18 protein-coding genes are annotated in these 21,775 nt (G+C 69.4%); 5 read left to right on the top strand and 13 right to left on the bottom strand.

From position 1 onward, the window contains the following. Positions 1–221 precede the first annotated feature (221 nt). Positions 222–908, bottom strand: a complete 687-nt coding sequence (locus tag AC1Z3O_RS21420; RefSeq protein ID WP_483517900.1) for a hydrolase — start codon at positions 906–908, stop codon at positions 222–224. Positions 909–1,247: 339 nt separating this feature from the next. Here AC1Z3O_RS21420 and AC1Z3O_RS21415 point away from each other — a divergent pair, with 339 nt between their 5' ends. Then, on the top strand, positions 1,248–2,171 hold the full coding sequence (locus AC1Z3O_RS21415; RefSeq protein WP_483517899.1) for a LysR substrate-binding domain-containing protein: 924 nt from the start codon (positions 1,248–1,250) through the stop codon (positions 2,169–2,171). Here the strand turns inward: AC1Z3O_RS21415 and AC1Z3O_RS21410 are convergent, their stop codons facing one another. The 3 genes from AC1Z3O_RS21410 to AC1Z3O_RS21400 all read right to left on the bottom strand — a co-directional run bounded on the left by AC1Z3O_RS21410 (position 2,172) and on the right by AC1Z3O_RS21400 (position 6,558). Beyond that, positions 2,172–4,634, bottom strand: coding sequence for a patatin-like phospholipase family protein (locus AC1Z3O_RS21410; protein WP_483517898.1), 2,463 nt, complete (start codon positions 4,632–4,634; stop codon positions 2,172–2,174). It lies immediately after the preceding gene. A gap of 239 nt (positions 4,635–4,873) precedes the next feature. Continuing rightward, the gene (locus AC1Z3O_RS21405; protein WP_483517897.1) at positions 4,874–5,863 is read right to left on the bottom strand and encodes a pyridoxamine 5'-phosphate oxidase family protein; all 990 of its coding nucleotides are present in this window, start codon (positions 5,861–5,863) and stop codon (positions 4,874–4,876) included. Between the two features lie 53 nt (positions 5,864–5,916). Further along, positions 5,917–6,558, bottom strand: a complete 642-nt coding sequence (locus tag AC1Z3O_RS21400; protein ID WP_483521893.1) for a glutathione S-transferase family protein — start codon at positions 6,556–6,558, stop codon at positions 5,917–5,919. 139 nt (positions 6,559–6,697) lie between these two features. Here AC1Z3O_RS21400 and AC1Z3O_RS21395 point away from each other — a divergent pair, with 139 nt between their 5' ends. Then, positions 6,698–7,588: a LysR family transcriptional regulator gene (locus AC1Z3O_RS21395; RefSeq protein ID WP_483517896.1), complete on the top strand. Its 891-nt coding sequence runs from the start codon at positions 6,698–6,700 to the stop codon at positions 7,586–7,588. A 27-nt stretch (positions 7,589–7,615) separates the two neighbouring features. Here AC1Z3O_RS21395 and AC1Z3O_RS21390 read toward each other — a convergent pair whose 3' ends face one another. From AC1Z3O_RS21390 to AC1Z3O_RS21365, 6 genes are all read right to left on the bottom strand, one after another. Continuing rightward, positions 7,616–8,608 carry a Bug family tripartite tricarboxylate transporter substrate binding protein gene (locus AC1Z3O_RS21390; protein WP_483517895.1) on the bottom strand — a complete coding sequence of 331 codons (993 nt, stop codon included), beginning with the start codon at positions 8,606–8,608 and terminating at the stop codon, positions 7,616–7,618. A gap of 2 nt (positions 8,609–8,610) precedes the next feature. Beyond that, positions 8,611–9,936, bottom strand: coding sequence for a DUF1254 domain-containing protein (locus AC1Z3O_RS21385; RefSeq protein WP_483517894.1), 1,326 nt, complete (start codon positions 9,934–9,936; stop codon positions 8,611–8,613). Positions 9,937–9,951: 15 nt separating this feature from the next. Further along, positions 9,952–11,265, bottom strand: coding sequence for a DUF1254 domain-containing protein (locus tag AC1Z3O_RS21380; protein ID WP_483517893.1), 1,314 nt, complete (start codon positions 11,263–11,265; stop codon positions 9,952–9,954). A gap of 39 nt (positions 11,266–11,304) precedes the next feature. Then, the gene (locus AC1Z3O_RS21375; RefSeq protein WP_483517892.1) at positions 11,305–12,324 is read right to left on the bottom strand and encodes a Bug family tripartite tricarboxylate transporter substrate binding protein; all 1,020 of its coding nucleotides are present in this window, start codon (positions 12,322–12,324) and stop codon (positions 11,305–11,307) included. A 74-nt stretch (positions 12,325–12,398) separates the two neighbouring features. Further along, complete coding sequence (locus AC1Z3O_RS21370; RefSeq protein WP_483517891.1) at positions 12,399–14,621, bottom strand: acetate--CoA ligase family protein; 2,223 nt, start codon at positions 14,619–14,621, stop codon at positions 12,399–12,401. 83 nt (positions 14,622–14,704) lie between these two features. Next, positions 14,705–15,511: an IclR family transcriptional regulator gene (locus AC1Z3O_RS21365; RefSeq protein ID WP_483517890.1), complete on the bottom strand. Its 807-nt coding sequence runs from the start codon at positions 15,509–15,511 to the stop codon at positions 14,705–14,707. Between the two features lie 161 nt (positions 15,512–15,672). On the opposite strand from AC1Z3O_RS21365, the gene AC1Z3O_RS21360 reads away from it, so the two are divergent. The 3 genes from AC1Z3O_RS21360 to AC1Z3O_RS21350 all read left to right on the top strand — a co-directional run bounded on the left by AC1Z3O_RS21360 (position 15,673) and on the right by AC1Z3O_RS21350 (position 18,348). Further along, positions 15,673–16,350, top strand: coding sequence for a TetR/AcrR family transcriptional regulator (locus AC1Z3O_RS21360; RefSeq protein ID WP_483517889.1), 678 nt, complete (start codon positions 15,673–15,675; stop codon positions 16,348–16,350). A gap of 93 nt (positions 16,351–16,443) precedes the next feature. Then, on the top strand, positions 16,444–17,442 hold the full coding sequence (locus AC1Z3O_RS21355) for a Bug family tripartite tricarboxylate transporter substrate binding protein (RefSeq protein WP_483517888.1): 999 nt from the start codon (positions 16,444–16,446) through the stop codon (positions 17,440–17,442). A gap of 231 nt (positions 17,443–17,673) precedes the next feature. After that, entirely contained in the window at positions 17,674–18,348 is a 675-nt protein-coding gene (locus AC1Z3O_RS21350; protein ID WP_483517887.1) for a histidine phosphatase family protein, read from the top strand. 480 nt (positions 18,349–18,828) lie between these two features. Here the strand turns inward: AC1Z3O_RS21350 and AC1Z3O_RS21345 are convergent, their stop codons facing one another. The 3 genes from AC1Z3O_RS21345 to AC1Z3O_RS21335 all read right to left on the bottom strand — a co-directional run bounded on the left by AC1Z3O_RS21345 (position 18,829) and on the right by AC1Z3O_RS21335 (position 21,670). After that, positions 18,829–20,007 (bottom strand): acetyl-CoA C-acetyltransferase, encoded by a 1,179-nt coding sequence (locus tag AC1Z3O_RS21345; RefSeq protein ID WP_483517886.1) that lies wholly within the window; start codon positions 20,005–20,007, stop codon positions 18,829–18,831. A gap of 216 nt (positions 20,008–20,223) precedes the next feature. Further along, positions 20,224–20,679, bottom strand: a complete 456-nt coding sequence (locus tag AC1Z3O_RS21340) for a PaaI family thioesterase (protein ID WP_483517885.1) — start codon at positions 20,677–20,679, stop codon at positions 20,224–20,226. 16 nt (positions 20,680–20,695) lie between these two features. Further along, positions 20,696–21,670, bottom strand: a complete 975-nt coding sequence (locus tag AC1Z3O_RS21335; protein ID WP_483517884.1) for an NAD(P)H-dependent flavin oxidoreductase — start codon at positions 21,668–21,670, stop codon at positions 20,696–20,698. Between the last annotated feature and the right edge of the window lie 105 nt (positions 21,671–21,775).

The following is a 21,775-nucleotide window of genomic DNA, read 5'->3' as shown; positions in this document are numbered from 1 at the left end:
AGCCGGCGCGGCAGCGCTGGCGAGAAACCGCGGGCGTTTCATGGGCGGGCCGGCATGACCGGCCGCGCCGGGTGTCGAGCATGCAGTCAGTCGGGATGAAGCGGGGGAACGGAGCATGTGACAAGGCCGGCCAAGACGGCCACGCCGGCCGGGCCGGCATGCCCGCCTCAGACATGCCGCATGCTCATCGCCCGGCGCTGGCCGTCGCCGACGCCGCCGGTTCAGCGCGCGGGCAGTGCCGGGATTGCCTCGTGCTGGCTGGCGGTGCGCTGGGCTGCCTTGTGCACCATCGTGTAAGCGTAGTCCACGCCCATGCCGTAGGCACCGGAATGTTCCTTGACCAGCGCCATCACCGCGTCATAGGTTTCGCGGTGCGCCCAGTCCCGCTGCCATTCGAGCAGCACCTGCTGCCAGGTCACGGGCACCACGCCGGCCTGCACCATGCGCTGCATGGCATAGTCGTGGGCATCCTTGCTGGTACCGCCGGAGGCGTCGGCCACCATGTAGATCTCGTAGTCGGTATCGTGCATGGCCGACAGCGCAAAGGTGAGGTTGCAGACCTCGGTCCACAGGCCGGAGACGACAATCTTCTTGCGGCCGTTGGCGGCCAGAGAGTCGCGCACCTTCTGGTCATCCCAGGAATTCATCGAAGAACGCTCGAGCAATCCCTTGCCCGGGAACACGTCGAGCAGCTCCGGATAGGTGAATCCCGAGAAGCTCTCGCTCTCGACCGTCGTGATGGTGGTGGGAATATTGAAAATGCGGGCCGCCTTGGCCAGCGCGACCACATTGTTCTTCAAGACCTGGCGGTCAATCGACTGGACACCGAATGCCATTTGCGGCTGCTGGTCGATAAAGATCAGCTGGCAGTTCTGCGGTGTCAGGACTTCAAGCTTGGGATTGCTCACGATATTCTCCTGTTCAGGTTGGGGAGAGGTGGGACAATGGCATACGGCACGCAGGCAGCCGGGAAATGGCGGCGCAGTACTTCCCGGATGCATGACAAGCGCGTGAAGAACTCATGGAAACGGCTGGATTTATCCGCGTCACCGGTCTGATAATGGAGAGCAATGCAGGACGTGAGATGAAAAGGGTCGATTGACTCATTAACCACCCTCATCGCAAATGCCAAATATAATCCCTCATCCATTTATCAAGTTGAGCTCAGACCGTGCGCCAGAGTATATCCAGACGGGTCGCGCAGACATAACGGATATTTTCGAACGGTTCAAACAGGAATTTCGAAAATGAAGATCACATTGGACGCACTGCAGGTCATCGAAGCGATCGCGCGCTGGGGCACGTTCGGACTCGCGGCCGAGGCTTTGCACAAGGCGCCCTCCTCCCTAAGCTACGTGGTGCAGAAGCTGGAAAGCGACCTCGGCATCACAGTGTTCGACCGCAGTGGCCACCGTGTCCGGCTGACGAAGGCCGGCGAAGTCCTGGTCGAGGAGAGCCGCCAACTGCTGCGCGCCGCGCAGGACCTGGAAGAGCGCGTCAGGCGCGTGGACGCGGGCTGGGAAACGGAACTGAAGATCGCAACGGAAGCCCTGCTGCCGTTCGATGCCCTGACGCCGCTGGTGTCGGCATTCCAGGCCGAAAACACTTACACGCGCCTGTTGTTCTCGCAGGCGATGCTCAGGGAGGCCTGGACGGCGCTGGTATCCAATCAGGTCGATCTCATCATCGGGGCGGTCGGCGACCCGCCCGTCGCCCAGGGATTGTTCTCGGTTCCGATCGGCAGCCTGAGGACATTGTTCGTGGTTTCCCCCGGGCATCCGCTGGCATCGGCGCCGGAACCGATCGACTGCGCGGTCTTGTGGCAGCACCAGTTCGTGGAGATCGGCTCGGGGCGCGACACCATCTTCGGCATGTCACCGGCGCTGGTCGAGGGCCAGAAGCAGATCAACGTTCCGAGCCTGCAATCCAAGGAAGCCGTCCTGCTGGCAGGCATCGCCTGCGGCTACCTGCCCTCCTGTGTCGCGCAGGCCCATATCGCGAGCGGCCGGCTCGTGCAGAAGCAACTGTGCGAGGCGCGTCCCGCGCAGACCTTGCACATCGCGTGGCGCAGCAAGAACCCGGGGCCGGCGCTGCGCTGGTGGCTGGAGCGCCAGCAAACCCTGATCGACACCTTGCGGGAGCGCCTGGACCTGGAGGCAGAGGCCGCCTAGCTAGAACACGCGCCCGAGCTGCAGGTACAGGTTCCAGACGCCGTTCGGCGCCGCCGCCACGCCAAAGTAGAGCGGGCCGATCGCACTGTTGCCGCCGATGAACAGGCTGCCGCTGCTCTTGTAAGGGCCATTGCCGAAGTTGCGCCGTCGCAGCCAGACATCGCCCACCTCCAGGCTGGCGCCGATCACCGTGGTGCGGAAGCCGGGCAGGATGAATTCGCGCAGATCGTTCAGGTAGGTCACGCGGCCATAGAGCAGGTAGTTGCCGGTGAACTGGTCGGTCGCGTAGGCAGCCAGGTGCTGGAAGCCGCCGAGCGTGAAGCCCAGGCCGCCGCTGAGGTTCGGGGCGGTACGGTGGTCGCCGTAGGTCATGCCGGCCTCGGCCGCCAGGTTCAAGGTATGGCGGCCGACGCTCCCCGCCCACAGCGCCTTGCCATAGGCCTCATCGAAGCGGTTGTCGGTACCGCCCAAGGCCATCTCGTTGATGGCCAGCAGGTAGTAGCCCTTGCGCGGAAACTGCGGGTCGTCGAGCTGATCGATCGTCAACTGCGCGCGCACGGTCGGCTGGGTGACGCGGAAGCTGGGAAACAGGCGCGAACTGCCGGCGCTGATATTGTACGACGGCGAGTACCGCACCTGCTGATAGTTCACGCCGGCGCGGAACTCGCCCAGGCGGCCGATCGGCACGCCGAAGTCGATGCCCGCCATGCCGGTGTCGACGCGGTAGGCCGTCAACGGCGTGGCATAGCGGTCCGAAGCATTGTCGGGATACAGGTCGATGTGCTTGCGGCTGATTTCCGCATACGGCGCGACGTAGAAGCCGAAGCGGTCGAACACGGGCTGGCGCAGCTCCGTATGCCACTTGGCTTGGTTGCTGCCGAGCACCACGTCGTTGCGCCACTCCAGCCCGCTCTGCGTGAGCCAGGGATAGCGGTGGCCGATCTGCAGGTTGAAGGCCCCCTGCCCGTTGAAGCTGTTCGACAGGCCGAAGCCGAACAGCAGGAACTGCGGGCCCCAGGATTTCTCATGCGCGTCGACCGTCAGCACATTGCGCGTCGTGCCATCCGGCTCGGTCTGGCTGACCAGTTCCTGCGTCACGCTCTCGAAATCGCCGGTGGTGGAAAGCTGGGCCAGCTCGCGGTTCAGCGCCGCCGCGTCGTAGCGGTCGCCCTCGCGCACGCCCAGGTATTCGCGCACATAGCTGGGCGGGATATGGCCGTGGGTGTTGATGTCGATGGCGTCGATGCGCGTATTGGCCTCCAGCACCGGTCCTGTCTTGCGTGCGGCCACATAGGCCTGCCACGCCTCGGGCGGCAGCGCCAGCGCCGCCAGCCGTTGGCTGGCGCCCTGCGCGGCCAGCCAGCCCCCCTGCACTCCGTCATTGGCGCGGGAGAAGTCGGTGAACGACAGGTCTCCCAGGTCGGGCTCCAGCAGCACGTCGCTGCCTTGCAGCAGCGCTTTCTGTGCGGCCACATTCTGGTTCATCAGGATCGTCACCATCTGCTGCGTGACGGCCGCCGGCGAATTCAGGCTGGCGGGATCATCGAGCGGCGAACCGACATTGACCGCGATCACCACGTCCGCGCCCATGTCGCGCGCCATCTGCACCGGCAGGTTGCTGACGAGCCCCCCGTCGACCAAGGTGCGGCCGCCGACGGTGATCGGCGCGAACAGGCCCGGCACCGCCACGCTGGCGCGGATGGCGCGCGGCAGCGAGCCGTGGTCGAAGATCACCGGCTGGCCGGTGCCCAGGTCGGTCGCGACGGTGCGAAACGGGATGGGCAGCTTGGCGAAGTCGATGTCGGCCGGCAACTGCGCAGTCCAGTTCTGCAGCAGCGCCAGCAGGCGGTTGCCCTGCACCAGGCCGGCCGGCAGCTTGACCTTGCCATCGCCGTAGCCGACGGAAATGCCGATCGGATACTGGAATTCGTCCTCGCGCAGCTTCTGCGGCAGCTGCGCGCGCTCGTTGCGGTCGAAGGCGATATCGCTCAGGTCGATGTGCGCCAGGCGCGCTTCCAGCGCACTGGCCGACAGGCCGCTGGCGTAGAGCCCCCCCACCACGGCGCCCATGCTGGTGCCGGCGATGCAGTCCACTGGCACGTGCAGCGCTTCCAGTGCCTTGAGCACGCCGATATGGGCGTAGCCGCGCGCGCCACCGCCGGAGAGCGCCAGGCAGATGCGCGGGCGCTTGCCCGGAGTGGCGTGCACGGCGGTGGCCAGGCTGGCCAACTGGGACGCCTGCTTGCCGGGCGCGGCGGCACCGGGTGCGCCCTTTCCCGCGGTGACCATCGAGGGCGCAGGCGTGGCCGCGAGCGCCGAAGAGGCCGAAGCACCACTTTCAATCGTGGCGCCCCGGGCGGCATGCGGCAACATCGACAGGGCGGCAAGCGCGACGAGCAGAAGCAGCCAGAAGCCCAGCGGCGGGCGGCCGCTGGCGACGGCACGGTGGTCTGTGCGGAACATGGAGAGGGCGGGCGCAGGTGAGGCTTCGCCGCAGCGGCGGCATCGCCCTTCCGCGGCGCCCACGCCGGATTGGCGCGGCAAAACCTGTCACGATAGGCGAATTGCCGCCCCTTGAGAAGGCGACCGCACGCCCTGCCATGCTTTCGTGGGGAGGGGGCGGCGCATCCCCGTGCGCCGCCGTGATGGAGTGCTTTCGAGCTGTGTGTCCGATACAACAGTCGGCGTGCCTACTCAGGCGCTCAGGCGGGCGCGGGCCACGCGCCGGTACGCTCCAGCACCGGCGACCAGCCCTGGAAGCGCCAGCGCAGCGGCAGCGCCCCCGGCCGCCGCACCACGCGGTCGACGTGTATCCGCACCAAGCGCTCGGCGCCGGCGAAGGCAGCCAGCTCGGGCCCCTCCCAGATCACCTCGGTGCGGCCACCCAGGTGCAGCAGCGTGCCGTCGTCGAAATCCGGCACCAGCAGCCCGGCCTGCGGGCTGGCGAGCAGGTTGCCGATGGTATTGAAATAGGCATTGCCGTTGAAGTCGGGAAACGTCAGCGTGCCGTCGCCGTCCACGCGGATGAAGCCCGGCTTGCCGCCGCGGTGCGAAACATCGGCGCCGCCGGTGCGCGGCGCGGCGGCGTCGACGTGGTGGGTGGCAATAAAGAAGGTATCGGCGCGTTGCAGCAAGGCACGGGCCGCATCGTCCAGCCGGCTGCCGCGCCATGCCGCCTGCCCGGAAGGCGCCGCCGCGCGGACCTCGCGCAGCTGGATATAACGCGGGCAGTTGCCGAAGCTCTGGCTGACGGCCACTGCCATGCCTTCGGGCCCCACCGCTTCCAGCACGCCGTTGAGCCGGTTGCGCCGGCGCGTGTGCAGTTCAATCCCGAGCAGGCCGACCTCGCTGCCCACGTGCAGCGCACCGGCAAGCGGATCGTCCGGCAGCAGGCCTGCGCCGAGATGCAGGTGATAGGGATCAACGGCCTGCGCAAAGCCGGGCGCGCCCGCCAGCATGGTGGCCCAAGGCCGCCCGTCGGCGTCGAGCGCGCCGAGCAGCAGGAAGGGGAACTGGGCGAAGAAGTGGCGATGCTGCTCGGGCATGTGTCCCCGCACCGCCCGCTGGCCGGCGGCCTCGATCAGATCGTGCTTGCCCGCCCGCAGTTGGGCGGCCCGCTCGCCCGCATGAAAGGGCGAGCCGGCGTGGGGCCAGCCGCGCATGTCGGTGTCCAGGCTTGTCTTGGCGTCCATGATGTACTCCTTGGTGCTGGCGCGGCCGGATCGGGGGTGGACCTTGCAGGCGGCTAGGCAGCGAGCCCGACGCGCGACACGGGCATCGGCACGAAGCCGGGCAAGGCCTCGATCGAAGCCAACCAGGCACGCAGCGCCGGATAAGGTGCCAGCGGGATGTTGCCCTCCTCGGCCCGCGCGATATAGCTGTAGGCGGCGACGTCGGCCAGCGTGGGTGCCGGGCCGGCCAGGAAGGGTTGTTCGGCCAGCCACTGCTCCATCAGTGCGAACAGATTGCGCGCACGTTCGATGGCTTCGTCCAGCGGCCGCGGCATGCCGAACAGCACCGTCACACGCGCCGCGGCAGGGCCGTGGGCGATCTCGCCCGCGGCCACCGACAGCCAGCGCTGCACCGCCGCCGCCCCGGCCGGGTCGCGCGGCAGCCACTGGCCGTCGTCGTAGCGCAGGGCCAGGTAGACCAGGATGGCGTTCGAATCGCTGATGATGGTGCCGCCATCGTCCAGCACCGGGACCTGGCCGAAGGGATTGAGCTGCAGGAACGGGGCGCGCTTGTGCTCGCCGCCGCGCAGGTCTACCGGGACCAGCCGGTACGGCAGGCCGAGCAGCGACAGGAACAGCTCCACGCGGTGTGCGTGTCCCGACAGCGGCATGTGGTAGAGCATCAAGGGGCTGGCGGGGGTGGCCTGGGTGGCGATAGGGGTCATGGGGATCTCCAGGAAGTCGACGGTGCCGGTTGTGTCGGTTATGTCCATTGCATTCTGGTCGCCGGCCCGCCTGGAATAAATGGGGCAAAACGTATTTGACTACTCCGCCAGGTGGAGTAATGTGGCGGCCATGGACAAGCTACGTGCCATGCAAACCTTCGTGCGCATCGTCGATGACGGCAGCCTGACGGCCGCCGCCACTGCCATGCGCAGTTCCCTGCCCGCCGTGGTGCGCACGCTCGCCGCGCTGGAAACCGACCTGAGCGTGCGCCTGCTCAACCGCACCACGCGGCGCCTGTCGCTGACCGACGAAGGGCGCAGCTACCTGGAGAGCTGCCGCCGCATCCTGGCCGCCGTCGACGAGGTCGAGGCGGGCCTGAGCGCACGCCACGTGGAGCCTGCCGGCCAGCTCGTGATGACGGCGCCGGTGCTGTTCGGCCAGATGTACGTCGCGCCAGCGGTAACGCGCTTCGTGGAGCGCTACCCGGCGGTGAGTTGCCGCCTGGAGTTCACCGACCGCGTGGTGAACCTGCTCGAGGAGAACATCGACGTCGGCGTGCGCATCGGCCCGCTGGCCGACTCCACGCTGGTGGCGCAGACGGTCGGCCAGATACGCCGCGTCGTGGTGGCGACCCCGGCCTTCCTGCGCAAGCACGGCGTGCCGCGCCACCCGGAGGCCCTGGCGCAGGCCAATTGCGTGCGCTTCATCGGCAATGCCGCGCACTGGTGGACCTTCCAGAAGAACGGCGAAGCCTTCCACGTGCCCGTTAGCGGCAATCTTGAGTTCAACCAGACAGCGCCCGCGGTGGCCGCCTGCGCGGCGGGCGCCGGCTTCGGCAACTTCCTGTCCTACCAGGTGGCGCCGCTGGTGGCGGCCAAGGAGCTGCGCATCGTGCTGCAGGAATTCGAGCAAGCGCCATGGCCGCTGTCGCTGATCTACCCGCATGCGCGGCTGCTGCCGGCGCGCAGCCGCGCCTTCATTGAATGGATGAAGGCGGACCTGGGGCCGCGCTTCAGCTAGCCCGCAGGCCCGCAAACCCGCGCCCCCTCACTCCAGCACGATGCCCGCGCTGCGTATCACCTCCTCCCATTTGCGTACCTCGGCATCGATGAAGCCGGAGAACTCGGCGCTGGAACCTGGCTCGGGTTGCAGGCCGAGCGAGACCAGCCTGTCCCGCACGCCGGGGTCCGCCAGCACCGCACTGGCATCGCGGTTGAGCTGGTGCACGATGGCCGCGGGCGTGCCCGCCGGCGCCAGCAGGCCGAACCAGCCATAGCCCACCACGCCCGGATAGCCCTGCTCGCCGAAGGTCGGCGCCTCCGGGTAGACCGGCGTGCGCTTGTCGGAGGACACCGCCAGCACGCGCAGCTTGCCGGCCTTGACGAAGGGCAGCGCCGAGGTGATGGCGGTCAGCGTGGCGTCGACGCGGCCCGCCAGCAGCTCGGTGTAGGCGGTGGCGTCGCCGCGGAAATGCACGTTGACGTCCTTGAAGCGCGCCTGCGCGGCGAACAGCTCGGCGGCAAGGTGCGGCCCCGATCCCGCGCCCGGCGAGGCGAAGGTCACGCCGTCCTTCTTCTCGCGCGCCATGCGCACGAAATCCGCGACGCTGCGCACGGGTGAATCCGCCCGCACGATCAGGAAGAGCGGACCCAGCACGCGCGGCCCCACCGGGGTGAAATCCTTGTGGATGTCGTAGCGCTGCGGCAGGCCGGCCGCCGTGTTGATGGCGAAGGGCGCGGCGGCCCACAGCAGCGTATAGCCGTCCGGCGCGGCGCGCGCCAGCTGTTCGTTCGCCACCCGCGTGCCCGCACCCGGCTTGTTCTCCACCACGAACTGCTGGCCGTACTTGCGGCTGAGCGCCTCGGCCAGCAACCTGGCCGACGTGTCGTTGGAACCGCCCGGCCCGTAGGGCGACAGCAACCGCACCGCGTGCGCGGGATAGTCCTGCGCCCGGGCGGGCAGCGAGCCGCCGGCGAGCAGCAGCGCAAGCCCGGGCACCTGCGCCAGCAGGCGCCGCCGCGCCATGCGCGGGGCGTTCATGGCTAGGCTCCCGTCCGGCGGATGGCCGGATAGACGAAGGTCTTGTCCAGGTGGGCGCGCGCGGGTATGTAGAGGCGCAGCACCACGTAGAACGGGCCGGCCGGCGCGGGCAGCCAGTTGCCGTGCAGCGCCGGGTCGGCCGGCGGCGTGGCCGACAGCTGCAGGCGCAGGCCACCGTCTGCATCGTAGCGCAGGCTCGGCGAGCGGTCGCCCAGCGAGTAGCGGGCGAGCGCATTGTCCACCAGCATGCAGTCGCCCTTGTCGTACATGGTCAGCGACCAGAAGGCGTCCACCTGCGGCAAGCCGCCGGCGGGGAAGGCCAGTTCGTAGGCATGGCGGCCATCGAGCGGCGCATCGGCGCCGTCGCGATCGGCGATCATGTACATCGCCTCCTCCATGCCCAGCGCGCCGATATAGTTGCGCGCCACCTGGGCGCGCTGCAGGTACTGCTCGCCGAAGGAAGACAGGATCTCCACCGGCAGGTTCCAGCCGCCGCCGAGAGCCGAATCCATCGGCACAGCCAGCTCGGACAACACGGCTTGCAGCGCCGCGGACAAGACCGCCAGCTGCGCGTCGCCGAGCGCTGCCGCATCGCAGCCAGCGCCGATGCCGAGCGCGGCGAAGCGCGCCATCCGTGGCGCCTCCTGCGGCGCCGGCGGATAGTCGCGCAGCGCGCGGTTCACCACCTCGGCAAAGCGGCGCGCGTCGCCCGGCCGCTCGTCCGGGCGCATCGCCACATCGAAGACAAAGGCAGCCGGGCCGCCATCGGCACGGCTCAGGCGGATGCCATCCTGAAAGGCGTGGACCGCCGGCAGGTCGGCCTCACCCTCGGCCAGCAGGCGGCCGATCATCCAGACCGCATCGGTCGGGCAGGCGATGGCCACCGCCCCAGGCGGCACCGCGCCCTGCCAGCCTGGCCCATGCAGCAGGAAGCGGCCGGGCCCCGGGCCCGTGGTGCGCGTGCCGACATAGCCGAAGGGATTGGTATAGAAATCGAGCAGGCCCAGCACGTAGTAACGCCCACCGCTGTCAGGCACCTCCAGCAGCAGGGGCCCGCGCGAGAGGTCGATCCAGGCATTGGTGTAGAGCGTATCGTTGTTGGGGGTCACCACCTGGCGATGGCGCGGCCCGAGCAGTTCGCGCGTGTGGGTGATCTCGTTGACCCAGCGCAGCGTCGAGCCGGGCCCCTCACCGGCGAATCGGCCCGCCGCGTTGCGGCGCGGGCAGGTGGCGGCGCGCATGCGCGCCATCTCATAGAGCGGCAAGGTGTGGATCACGGCCTCGCGCGCGAGCGCTTGCATCGAGGTGATGGTCGGGTTGGCGGTCATCGATGGTCTCCGGGTTCAGTCGACGCGGCGCAGCGCGGGAATCGCGTACTGCCCCGCCATGAAGGCGGGGCTCGGGTGGTACAGGCGCAGGATCAGGTAGAAGCGGCCGGCCGGTGTCGGCAGCCAGTTTTCCGCCCGCGCCGGGCGGCGCTGGCCGACTTCGATCACCAGACTGCCGTCGGCCTCGAAGCGCAGTCCCGGCGTGCGGTCGCCGATCGCATGCCGGCCGATCTCGTTGGCGACGAAATAGCGGTCCTCTCCGTACAGCGATACGGACCAGAAGGCCTGGGCAGGCGGCAGCATGCCAGGCGCGAAACGCAGTTCGTAGGCACGGTTGCCGTCCAGCGGCTCGCCTTCCGCATCGAAGTCCGCCATGGCGTAGACCGCCTCGTCCGCGCGCAGCGCGCCCAGCCCCTTCATCGCCGTGGTGGCACGCAGCAGCCAATCGTCACCGTACGCACCGAGCTGCAGGCTGTAGCCCCAGCTCTTGCGCCCCTGGCTGCGGGTGTGCGCCTCGATCAGCTGGATGCCCTGCCGATAGGCGCTGGCCAGCCCCGCGCGCACTGCGGGGCGCAGTGCGCCGACCTCCGGCGCATCCTCCAGCCGCACGCCCACCTTGCGCAGCAGCGTAAGCAGTCCCTGGTCCTGCGGCGCGGGCGGATAGTCACGCAGCCCGTTGAACAGGTTCTGGAAGAAATCCAGCGCCTCGTCGCCGCTTTCGCTCCAGGCCTCGACGCAGGTCGGGCGGCGCGGCCCGGCACTCGCCGTGAGCGCGAAGCCCCGCTCGAAGGCCAGCGCGCGCGGCAGGTCGGCTTCGCCCTGCACCAGCACGCGGCCCAGCAGCCAGACCAGCGGCGTCGGACAGGCGACCACGTGGGCGCCGCTACCTTGCTGGCCAGGCCCGACCAATTGCACCTCGGCGCCCTCGGCCGGGATATTGCGCGGGCCCAGGTTCTCGAAGTTGTTGGTGAAGGCATCCAGCAGTTCGATCACGTAGTAGCGCTCGCGCTCGGGCAGGGGCGGGATGCGCAGCGTGGCCGGCCCATCAGCCAGGTTGAGCCAGCCGCAGAAGTAGAGCAGGTCGTTGGCGGGCGTGACGATGTCGCGGTCGGCGTGCGTCCATGGCCGTTCGCTGGCTGACAGCATGTTCATGGGTGCGCGGCCGTAGCCGGTGACTTCGCGCGTGGAGGTCTGCAGCCGGCAGGTGCGCAGGCTCTCGACCAGCGGGTAGCCGTACAGCACGAGCGGCAGCGCGGCGGCAGCGGTGAACGCCTCCTGCGGGCTCGCGTAGGCGGGCGCGGCAAGGACGGGGGCGGCGGGATGGTTCATGCAATGGTCTCCGGTTGGGTGGCGCCGATGCCCGGCGCTTTACTCGAACACGACGCCGCTGGACTTCACCAGCGCCGACCAGGCCTGCGCGTCATCGCGCATCTGCGTCGCGAAGGTCGCGCGCGGCACGGGTGTGTAGCGCATGCCGAAGGCGGCAATCTGCGCCTGCACGGCACGGTCCTGCATGGCGGCGCGGCTGGCCTGCTCCAGCCGGTCGACGATGGCCTCCGGCGTGCGCGCCGGCACGAACAGTGCGAACCAGCTATCGAGGTGGAACGGCACGCCGGATTCCGCGAAGGTGGGCACGTCGGGCAGCGCCGGCGAGCGCTGCGAACCGCTGACGGCCAGCGCGCGGACCTTGCCGGCGCGGATCAGCGGCAGCGTACCGGTCAGGTCGGACATCGCCACCTGCAGCGTGTCGCCGATCAGGTCGGTGAGCATCGGGCTCACGCCCTTGTAGGGGATATGGCGCAGGTGGATGCCGGCCGATGCGTTCAGGCTTTCTCCCGCCAGGTGGCCGCCCGAGCCTGGGCCCCAGGAGCCGTAGGCGAGGTCGGCACCGGGACGCCGTGCCAGCGCGATCAGGCCCGGCAGGTCATGCGCGGCGAAGGCGGGATTGGCCACCAGCACATTGCCGCCGTAGGCCAAGCGCGCCACCGGCACGAAGTCGCGCAGCGGATCGTAGGGCAGGCGCGGGAAGATCGAGGGCGCGATCGCATGCGTGGCCGAGATGCCGAGCAGCAGGGTGTAGCCGTCCGGCGCGGCGCGCGCGACCTGCGCCGAACCGATGGTGCCGGTGGCGCCCGCCACGTTCTCCACCACCACGGTCTGCTTGAGTTCCGCGCCGAGCCTGGCCGCCACCAGCCGGCCCAGCACATCGGTGCCGCCGCCGGGCGGAAACGGCACCACCAGCCGGATCGGCTTGTCCGGATAGGTGCCTGCCGCGGCCGGCGCGGGCGTAGCGAGCATCACCAGGGCGCAGGCCGCGCCGATTGTGGCGATCCAGCGCCGCGTGCGGGCGAGCGCGCCCAGCGGCATCCATGCTGCCGATCGTTCCATCCTTGTCTCCTGTTGGCGGCCCCCGTCTTGCGCGGGCGCTCGCGGCGTTGCCCGGCACGCGCCGGGAATCTGCTTCAGGCTGGCGCGGCCACTGCCTCCTCTCCCGCGCCGCCGTGTGTCTGCGCCACCTCATGGGGCACCTCATGCGCCGGACGCAAGGTAATCACGGCATCGGCCGCGCACAATCCGTCGGCGCTGATGATGAAGGGATTGATTTCGAGCGTGTCCAGCCGCTCGCCCAGCGCCACCGCGGCGCGCGACACGCGTACCAGCACGTCGGCGACGGCATCGGGATCGAGCGGCGGATGTCCGCGGTGGCCCGCGCACAGCGCGGCCGCCCTGCTCTGCGCCAGCATGGCGCGGGCGCGGGCATGCGACAACGGCGCCAGGCCGAAGGCGGTCTGCCGCAGCACCTCCACGGCGGTGCCGCCAATGCCGGCCAGCACCACCGGCCCGAATACCGGGTCGCGCCGTACGCCCACCATCAGCTCGCCCCACCCCCGCACCATGCGCGCCACCAGCACGCCTTCGAAGGGCGGTACGCGGTCCTGCGCGTCGCGGCAGCGCGCCAGCGCCGCGCGCACCTGCGCGACGGCGGCGCGCACGCCCTGCGCATCCGCCACGCCCAGCACCACGCCGCCGACGTCGCTCTTGTGCAGCACGTGGCGCGAGCACAGCTTCACCGCCACGGGATAGCCGATCTGCGTGGCGATGGCCACGGCCTCCTCGGCGTCTGCCGCCAGCCCGTGCTCCGTCACGGGCACCCCCGCGGCCGACAGGATGCGTAGCGCCTCGAATTCCGACAGCGCCGCGGCGTCCTCCGGCAGCGCGGCCGCCGGCTCCGCGCCGGCATCGCCATCGGATGCGGCGGGCATCGCGCGCCCCGCTTCGAGCGCGGCCGCGCGCGCCAGCGTGGCAACGGCTTCGACCGCATGGGCGGGCTCGCGGAAGACCAGGCAGCCGCGCGCCTCCAGCCAGACACGCTTGTCGTCGTCGACCAGGCCGCTCAGCAACAATGGTGCGCCCCCGCGCGCGCGCAGGGTCTCCACGCTTTGCTGCAGCCCGCCCCACAGGCGCGGCGAATTGGCGCCGCCGGCCAGGAAGGCCGCCACGCAGCCATAGTCGGCGCTGGTGGCGGCGGCTTCGAGCGCGTCGAGCAGCACGCGCGGCTGGGCCAGGATCTGCCCGGTCACGTCGATCGGATTGGCCGTACTGGCGAAGGGAATGGCGGCGCGCAGCGCGCTTGCCGCCGCCTCGGGCATCGGCGGCAGCGGCAGGCCGAGGCGCTCGGCGCTGTCGGCCATCATGATGCCGACGCCGCCCGACACGGTCACGATGGCAAGCGGCGCCACAGAGTCGGCGGCCAGCCCGCTCGGGCTGTGCCAGCGCGGCGGGCGGCTGCCGCGCGACAGCACATAGCCCAGGCGGAAGAACGCCTCGAGCGTGTCGGCGCGATGCACGTTGTATTCGTCGAAGACCGCCTGGTAGACGGCGTCCTCTCCCGTCAGGCTGGCCGTGTGCGACTGCGCCGAGCGCGCGCCGGCCTCGGTGGCGCCGACCTTGGCCACCACCACCGGCTTGCCGGCCGCGCGCGCCGCCGCCAGGGCGCGGCGCAGGCGTGCGCCGTCGCGGCAGCCCTCCATGTAGACCAGGATCACGCGCGTATGCGGATCGTCGGCGAGCCAGGCGATCACATCGGCCAGTTGCAGGCCGGCCTCGTTGCCGGTCGTCACCCAGTGGCTCAGGCCCAGCCCGGCTTCGCGCGCCAGCGCGAAGGCGTAGCCACCGAAGGCACCGCTCTGGCTCACCAACGCAACATCGCCGACCGGCGGCACGCCGGACAGCGGGATCGGCGAGAAGGTGGCGAACACGCGCTCGCGCAGGTTCATGGCGCCAAGGCAGTTGGGACCGAGCAGCAGCACGCCGTGGGCGCGGGCCGCTTCGGCCAGCGCCTGCTGCATGCGCACGCCCGCTTGCTCGCCTACCTCGGCGAAACCGGAAGTGAAGTACACTGCCACGCGCACGCCGGCCCGGCCGAGCTGCGCCATCACATCCAGCGCCGCGCTGGCCGGCACGGCCACGATGGCCAGGTCGACCGGCGCGCCGATGGCATCCAGCGACGGATAGGCACGCAGGCCCTGCACGTCGGGCGCATCGCGATGGACCGGGTAGATGCGGCCCGCATAGCCGAGCTCGCGCAGCAGCCGGATTGGCATGCCGCCCACCTTGTCGGGCTGCGTGGATGCGCCGATCACCGCAATCGAGCGTGGGCGCAGCAGGGCGTCGAGGTCATGCATCGGCGGGGGTCTCCTATCGTTGGCGTTGGCATTGGCGGCAGCGGCCGCGTGGTCTCATGGCGTTGTCGTGCGCCGCTGGCGCGCTAACGTTGCAAGCCGGTAGCCGCCTCGATGGCCCGCACCATCTCCATCAGCAGCGGCGCAATGCGCCGCTCCAGCGCGCCGCGCCGCAGCAGCGAGCCCGCCACCGCGCAGTTGAACAGCAGCGGCCGGTTCAGGTGGACGATGCGCGAGTACACGCCGACGCCGTGCACGCCGCTGCCGGCGTCGCCCTCGTTGATGGCGTAGCCGCGCTTGGGATAGTGGGCCACGTTGTGGCAGACGCGGTCATAGAAGGCGGCGTATTCGTCGGGCCGCTCGTCCTTTGCCGACGCCATCAGCTTGCCGAACTCCTGCTTAGACAAGGTGCACAGGAAAGCGCGGCCCATGGCCGTGCTCATCACCGAGCGCACCGCGCCCACGCCGGGCCGCGCCGGCGTGCCCTCGTTATGGGTGCACGACACCAGGTAGGTCACGTCGAGCCGGTGCGCCACGCCCATGGACACCGCACCCTCGATGCGGTCGGCCAGCGCCTGCATCAGCGGGCGCGCCGCGTGGCGCACCTGCAGGCCGGCGAGGTAGGGATACCCCAGCGCCAGCACCTGGGCACTGACGAAGTACTTGTCCAGCTTGGGGTCCCAGTCAAGGTAGCCGAGCTCGAACAGCGTGCGGCAGATGCGCGACACGGTCGCGCGCGGCAATTGCAAGCGCTGCGCGAGCTCGCCGTTGCCCAGCGGGTGCGGTTCGTCGATGAAGCAGCGCAGGAGCGCGAAGCCCTTGGCCAGCAGCCCGCCGAAGGACGGGTCCTCCAGGCGGCGCTCGGCGATGAATTGTTCGACCGGCATGTTCATGTCTTGTCTCCTCGGACCAGTTTGGGTCGACCAGCCCGGTAGTGTCAAAGTCCGGAATATATTTCCATATATTGGAAATCAGTCTAGCGGCTTGACGAACGGGGGTGATGAACCATATGGTTCGAAAACCGAACGAAGATTCGAAAATCCGGAGACTTATCATGCACACCTCTCCCGCGCGCGGCGCGTCCGGCGGGTCTGCCTTCCCGACCGTCGCCACGCCATCCATCCTGCAGCCGCCGCGCCAGCGGCGCGCCCGCGAAACCGAACAAGCACTGCTCACGGCCGGCCGCGAACTGCTCGCGCGGCGCGACTTCGCCGCGGTATCGGTGGCGCAGATCGCCGCGGCCTGCGAGGTCTCGGTGGGGGCCTTCTACGGCCGCTTCCGCGACAAGATGGCCTTCTTCGAATCGCTGCGCACGCTGGTGATGCAGGAGACCGCCGAATCGGTGGCACGCTACCTGTGCCTTGAACGATGGGCCGAGGCTTCCACCCGGGAACTGCTGGACAAGACCATGCGCTTCCTGGCGCGCGGCACGCACGCCAACCGCGGCGTGATCCGCGCCTCGCTCAAGCACGCCTCGGCCCGCCCCGAAGAATGGCTGCCGCACCGCGAAAGCGGCGAGGAGGTCGTCCGCCGCATGGTGGACCTGCTGGTCCCCCGCCTGCCCTATCCGGCCGAGCAGGCGGAACTGCGCGTGCGCTTTGCCATGCAGGCGGTCTTCAGCCTGCTGGTCAACGCCGTCCTCAACGACCCGGGCCCGCTGCAACTCGATGACGAGCGCCTGCCCGACGAAATGAGCAATATGGTCGCGCGCTACCTCGAGCTGCCCGCCTGAGGCAGCACCAGCGCGATCCGGCAGGCCGGCGGCCTGCCGCCGCCATTGCGCCGGCCCGAGGCCGGCCATCCCACCATCCCCTGGAGACAGAACATGAGGAAACGCAGCCCGCTGCGCGGGAAGCGTGCCGCCTTGCGCGCGGCCGCCACCCTGTTGCTGCTGCCGCTGGCCGGCCACGCGCAGGACAATTACCCGAACAAGGCGGTACGGCTGGTGGTGCCCTATCCGGCAGGCGGGCTGACCGACACGCTGGCGCGCGCCCTCGCCGACGGGCTGGGCAAGCGGCTCGGCCAGCCCGTGGTGGTGGAGAACAAAGGCGGCGCGGGCGGCATCATCGGCACCGACCTGGTGGCCAAGTCCGCACCCGACGGCTACACCTTGCTGCTGACCATTCCTGGCCCCATCACCGCCAACCTGGCGCTGTACAAGAAGCTGCCCTACGACCCGCGCACCGACCTGCGCCCCATCTCCGACCTGGCGACCGCGCGCACGGTGCTGGCGGTCAACGCGAGCGTGCCCGCCGGGAGCGTGGCCGAACTGATCGCCTATGCCAAGAAGGAGCCGGGCAAGCTGCGCATGGGATCCTGGGGGCCCGGCACGCAGCCGCACACCATCCAGACCTATATGGACAAGAAGTATGGCATCGACATCCTGCACGTGCCGTATCGCGGCGAAGGACCGATGGTGACGGATCTGCTGGCGGGGCAGGTCAATGTCACCGTCGGCTCGGTCACCTCGCTGCAGCAGCACTTCGCCGGCGGCAAGCTGCGCCCGCTGGCCGTGATCGGCGCGCGCCGCGCCAAGGCGCTGCCCGACGTGCCCACCTTCACCGAGGCAGGCTATCCGGACGAGGCCTACAAGCTAGTGGGCCCGATCACGCTGATGGCGCCAGCCAGGACGCCCCAGCCCGTCATCGACAGGCTGGGGCGGGAAGTCAGCAGCCTGGTGAAGAGCCAGCCGCTGGCGCGGCGCATCGAAGACATGGGGGCGGAGCCGCTGGGCAGCCAGCCAGCCGAGGCCGAAGCCGCGTACAAGGCCTATCTGCCGGTGGTGCTGAAACTGACGGCCGATACCGGCGTGACGCTGGACTGAGCCCCACGGCAAATCGGCGCCGTCGCACGCGCCCCGGCCCCCAGGCCAGCTGGCGCCGGGGCGACAATGCAGGCGGGAAATGACCGCTATGAATCCTGCGCGGCTTGCTTTTCCGCGCTGCGGCATCGCGCCTACAATGGCCGCAGACCGCACGCGCCAGGCCTTCGAGATGCAGGGCACGTGCGCCACCCATCCCTAGACTTGGGGGCGCGATCCAGCGCCCATCCCGATATGGCTACGCTTTTCCTGGTGCGACATGGTCAGGCCTCATTCGGCGCGGCCAACTACGACTGCCTCTCCACCACCGGCCGCCAGCAGGCCCGCTGGCTGGGCGAGTACTTCCGCGATCGTGGCGTCGCGTTCGACCGGGTCTTCGCCGGCACGCTGGTGCGCCAGCAGGACACCGCAACCGAGATCCTCGCCGGCCTGGGCGATACCTCTGCCCAGGTCCAGACCCACGCCGGACTGGACGAGTACGACGGCGAGGCGCTGTATCGCAGCTTCACCGGCGGCGCCGACCACCGCGCCCACCAGAACGGCGACTACAACGACTACTGGCGCACCTTCCGCGCTGCCTACAAGGCCTGGACCGAAGACGCGCTCGCCGACATGACGGAGTCCTGGGCCGACTTCGGCAAGCGCATCCGCAGCGGCCTGCTGCAAGCGCTGGAAGGCGCCACGCGCGACGACAACATCCTCGTGGTCAGTTCCGGCGGCGCCATCGGCCGCGCCACCGCCGACCTGCTCGGCGCACCGGCGCAGACGGCCATCGAACTGAACCTCCAGTTCCGCAACACCGCCTTCTGCGAGATCATCGCCGGACGCTCGGCCCAACGCCTGCTCAGCTTCAACAGCCTGCCCCACCTGGACCGGCCCGAGCGGCGCGAGGCGATCACGTTCGCTTGATGGGGCCAAGATGCGCCAACGCCGCTGGCCAAGCATAGTGTCTTGGCGATTGGTGTTGGCCCATCCGGTCGGCTCTGGCAAGAGCGTTGCCATTCGCGCCGCTGCGGTGTGCTCCCCTCTCCCGCTTGCGGGAGAGGGGCCGGGGGAGAGGGCAGGCGCTTGCTGGCGGCGACGTGCTGGATCACACCGACGGCTTCGTCTTAGCCTTGGCGTGCTGGACAACACCGACGGCTTCGTTGCTTGTGGCTCCTTGCTAAACCACCCCTCTCCCCCGCCCTCTCCCCATGAGGGGAGAGGGAGCCAAGACCCTATGCTTGGCGATTAGTGTTGGCGCATCCTGCCGGCTTCGGCTGGCGCCGGGATTCGCGCCAGCCGAAGCCGACGGTGTGATCCATCCAATCGCCACCAGCGATCACCCGCCCAAAGAAAAAGGAGCCGGTCTCCCGGCCCCTCTCTCCGCCATCGCGGCAATACCCGACCTTACAGCCGCTCGACAATGGTCACGTTGGCCATGCCACCGCCCTCGCACATGGTCTGCAGGCCGTAGCGCTTGCCACGCTGATGCAGCGCATGGACCAGCGTCGTCATCAGCTTGGCACCCGAGCCGCCCAGCGGGTGGCCCAGGGCGATCGCGCCGCCATTGACGTTGAGACGGTCGGGGTCGGCACCCGTCGTCTTCAGCCAGGCCAGCGGCACCGGCGCGAAGGCTTCGTTGACCTCGAACAGGTCGATGTCGTCGATCTTCATGCCGGCGCGCTTGAGCGCGTGCAGCGTGGCGGGCACCGGTGCCTCCAGCATGATGACCGGGTCGTGGCCCAGCATGGTCATGTGGTGCACGCGTGCCAGCGGCTTGACGCCGAGCTTCTTCAGGCCGGCCTCGTTGACCACCATCAGGCCCGCCGCGCCGTCGCAGATCTGGCTGGCGGTGGCGGCCGTCACGCGGCCGCCCTCGGCGATCAGCTTGACGCTGGCGATGGACTCCAGCGTGGCCTCGAAGCGGATGCCCTCATCCACCGTGTGCGATTCGCCATTGCTGCTGCCATCGGCCAGCCGCACCTGCACCGGCACGATCTCGTTCTTGAAGGCGCCGCTTTGGGTCGCCGCGATGGCGCGCTGGTGGCTTTGCAGCGCATAGCGGTCCAGGTCTTCGCGCTGCAGCTCATACTTGCGCGCCATCATCTCGGCGCCGGTGAACTGGCTGAACTTCACGCCCGGATAGCGCTTCTGCATGTTCGGGCTCATCGACGTGCCGAAGCCGTTCTGCGCGGCCAGCGTGGACGGCAGCCCCATGGGCACGCGCGTCATGCTTTCCACGCCGGCGGCGATGACGATGTCCATGGTGCCGGACATCACCGCCTGCGCCGCGAAGTGCAGCGCCTGCTGCGAGGAGCCGCACTGGCGGTCGACCGAGGTGCCTGGCACGCTTTCCGGCAGGCACGACGCCAGCACCGCATTGCGCGCGATATTGCCCGACTGCTCGCCGGCCTGGCCGACACAGCCCATGATCACGTCCTCGACCAGCGCGGGATCGGCGCCGGTGCGCGCGATCAGCGCGTCGAGCACCTGCCCGGCCAGGTCTGCCGGATGCCAGCCGGACAGCTTGCCGCCCTTGCGGCCTCCCGCGGTGCGCACCGCGGCGACGATGTATGCCTCTGCCATGAGATCTCCTTTGTCCCCAGTTGTTGGGCCTGGTCGCGGCTGTGCCCGACTGGCCGTTGAACCCCCGGCTCGCGCCGGATCGCGGCAGGCCCGCCCGCCTGGACGGGCCCGCAGCCTGATGACCGATTCTGCGGCCGGCGCCGCCCGCGCCGCGTCGTCGGAAGCGACGATTGCGCACAGACGAATGCGGCCCGCGCCGCGCGTGGCTGGTTGCGCTCAGGTGCGCGGTGCCAGCACCGAGAAGATGGCCGTGGCGCGCAGCAGGCAACGCTCGCCCACCATCAGCTTGCAGCTGCCGAAACGCAGCCGGTTGCCGAGCTTGTCGAACGACACGTGCGCCTCGACCCAGTCCCCGACCCGCGCCGAATCGAAGTAGTCCAGGCTCAGGTTGGCCGTCACCGCGGTAGGACGCTTGCTGCCGGCCTCGAGCGACATCATCATGCCGATGGCTGTGTCGGCCAGCGTGGCCAGCATGCCGCCATGCGGGATGCCGAGCGGGTTCAGGTGCTGCGGCCCGATGCGGATGCCGACAGCGCGCCGCGGCGGGTTGACGTAGAGCTGCCCGAGGTGCGCAAGAAAGCCGCTGGTACCGCGCAGCGCGATGAATCCTTCCGGCGGATCGTCCGCCGGCGCCTCCGGCGTGGCATCGGCTATAGGGAAGAGGCCCTGCATGACATCGCCCGCCATCTCAGCCAGCGAAGTAGCGTGACGCGACGCCGAGCTGCTCCCGGCATTCGGCAACCATGCGCTCGATCAGCTCTGCGCAGCTCGGCACGTCGTCGATCAGGCCCACACACTGGCCCGCGCTGACGATGCCGTCATGGACGTTGCCGGCCTGCAGCGCGGCCTTGCCACGCGCACCCGCCACCAGGTGGCGTACTTCCTCGAACTGCGCACCGCCGGGACGCCGCTCGATGGCCACCACCTCTTCCGAGATAGCGTTGCTCAGCACGCGCGCGGTGTTGTGCATGGTGCGGAAGATCAGCTTGGTGTCACGCTCGCTCGCATCCACCAGGGCCTGCTTGATGTTGTCGTGGATGGGCGCCTCGCGCGTGGCGCAGAAGCGCGTGCCCATGTTGACACCCTCCGCGCCCAGGACCAGGGCCGCCGCCATCCCCCGCCCGTCTGCGATGCCGCCCGAGGCGATCACCGGAATGCCCAGGCGCCTGGCCGCCAGCGGGATCAGCACCATGCCCGGCACGTCGTCCTCGCCAGGGTGGCCGGCGCACTCGAAGCCGTCGATGGAAACCGCATCCACCCCGAGGCGCTCCGCCGACAGCGCGTGGCGGATGGCCACGCACTTGTGAATCACCTTGATGCCTGCCGCCTTGGCCCGCGCGATATGCTCCTTGGGATTGTTGCCGGCCGTTTCCAGTACCTTGATGCCGCTCTCGATGATCACGTCCAGGTAGCGCGCGTAAGGCGGAGGATTGATCGACGGCAGCAGCGTCAGGTTGACGCCGAAGGGCTTGTCGGTCAGTTCGCGGCAGCGGCGGATCTCATCGGCAAGGGCCTCCGGCGTGGGCTGGGTCAGCGCGGTCAGGATGCCGAGGCCGCCGGCATTGGAGACGGCTGCGGCCATTTCGGCATAGCCTACCCATTGCATGCCGCCCTGGATGATCGGGTAGCGGGTGCCCAGCAGCTCGGTGATGCGCGTTTTCATGGAATTCCTTGGTGCCTGGTTGATGCGGGATGCAGATCGGAAAGAAGCCGGAACGGGGGTGCGGGGCAGCCACAGCAGCAGCAGTGCAAAGGGCCGGCACGATGC

It is taken from the genome of Cupriavidus sp. 09_S30 (assembly GCF_056930435.1).
This window is presented reverse-complemented; position numbering and strand designations above follow the sequence as displayed.

What these genes read in the sequence shown, in the direction of transcription:
- AC1Z3O_RS21415 (WP_483517899.1), top strand. Translation starts at nt 1,248, where the DNA reads ATGAAGATCACATTGGACGCACTGCAGGTCATCGAAGCGATCGCGCGC.
- AC1Z3O_RS21410 (WP_483517898.1), bottom strand. Translation starts at nt 4,634, where the DNA reads ATGTTCCGCACAGACCACCGTGCCGTCGCCAGCGGCCGCCCGCCGCTG.
- AC1Z3O_RS21405 (WP_483517897.1), bottom strand. Translation starts at nt 5,863, where the DNA reads ATGGACGCCAAGACAAGCCTGGACACCGACATGCGCGGCTGGCCCCAC.
- AC1Z3O_RS21395 (WP_483517896.1), top strand. Translation starts at nt 6,698, where the DNA reads ATGGACAAGCTACGTGCCATGCAAACCTTCGTGCGCATCGTCGATGAC.
- AC1Z3O_RS21390 (WP_483517895.1), bottom strand. Translation starts at nt 8,608, where the DNA reads ATGAACGCCCCGCGCATGGCGCGGCGGCGCCTGCTGGCGCAGGTGCCC.
- AC1Z3O_RS21385 (WP_483517894.1), bottom strand. Translation starts at nt 9,936, where the DNA reads ATGACCGCCAACCCGACCATCACCTCGATGCAAGCGCTCGCGCGCGAG.
- AC1Z3O_RS21380 (WP_483517893.1), bottom strand. Translation starts at nt 11,265, where the DNA reads ATGAACCATCCCGCCGCCCCCGTCCTTGCCGCGCCCGCCTACGCGAGC.
- AC1Z3O_RS21375 (WP_483517892.1), bottom strand. Translation starts at nt 12,324, where the DNA reads ATGGAACGATCGGCAGCATGGATGCCGCTGGGCGCGCTCGCCCGCACG.
- AC1Z3O_RS21370 (WP_483517891.1), bottom strand. Translation starts at nt 14,621, where the DNA reads ATGCATGACCTCGACGCCCTGCTGCGCCCACGCTCGATTGCGGTGATC.
- AC1Z3O_RS21365 (WP_483517890.1), bottom strand. Translation starts at nt 15,511, where the DNA reads ATGAACATGCCGGTCGAACAATTCATCGCCGAGCGCCGCCTGGAGGAC.
- AC1Z3O_RS21360 (WP_483517889.1), top strand. Translation starts at nt 15,673, where the DNA reads ATGCACACCTCTCCCGCGCGCGGCGCGTCCGGCGGGTCTGCCTTCCCG.
- AC1Z3O_RS21355 (WP_483517888.1), top strand. Translation starts at nt 16,444, where the DNA reads ATGAGGAAACGCAGCCCGCTGCGCGGGAAGCGTGCCGCCTTGCGCGCG.
- AC1Z3O_RS21350 (WP_483517887.1), top strand. Translation starts at nt 17,674, where the DNA reads ATGGCTACGCTTTTCCTGGTGCGACATGGTCAGGCCTCATTCGGCGCG.
- AC1Z3O_RS21345 (WP_483517886.1), bottom strand. Translation starts at nt 20,007, where the DNA reads ATGGCAGAGGCATACATCGTCGCCGCGGTGCGCACCGCGGGAGGCCGC.
- AC1Z3O_RS21340 (WP_483517885.1), bottom strand. Translation starts at nt 20,679, where the DNA reads ATGCAGGGCCTCTTCCCTATAGCCGATGCCACGCCGGAGGCGCCGGCG.
- AC1Z3O_RS21335 (WP_483517884.1), bottom strand. Translation starts at nt 21,670, where the DNA reads ATGAAAACGCGCATCACCGAGCTGCTGGGCACCCGCTACCCGATCATC.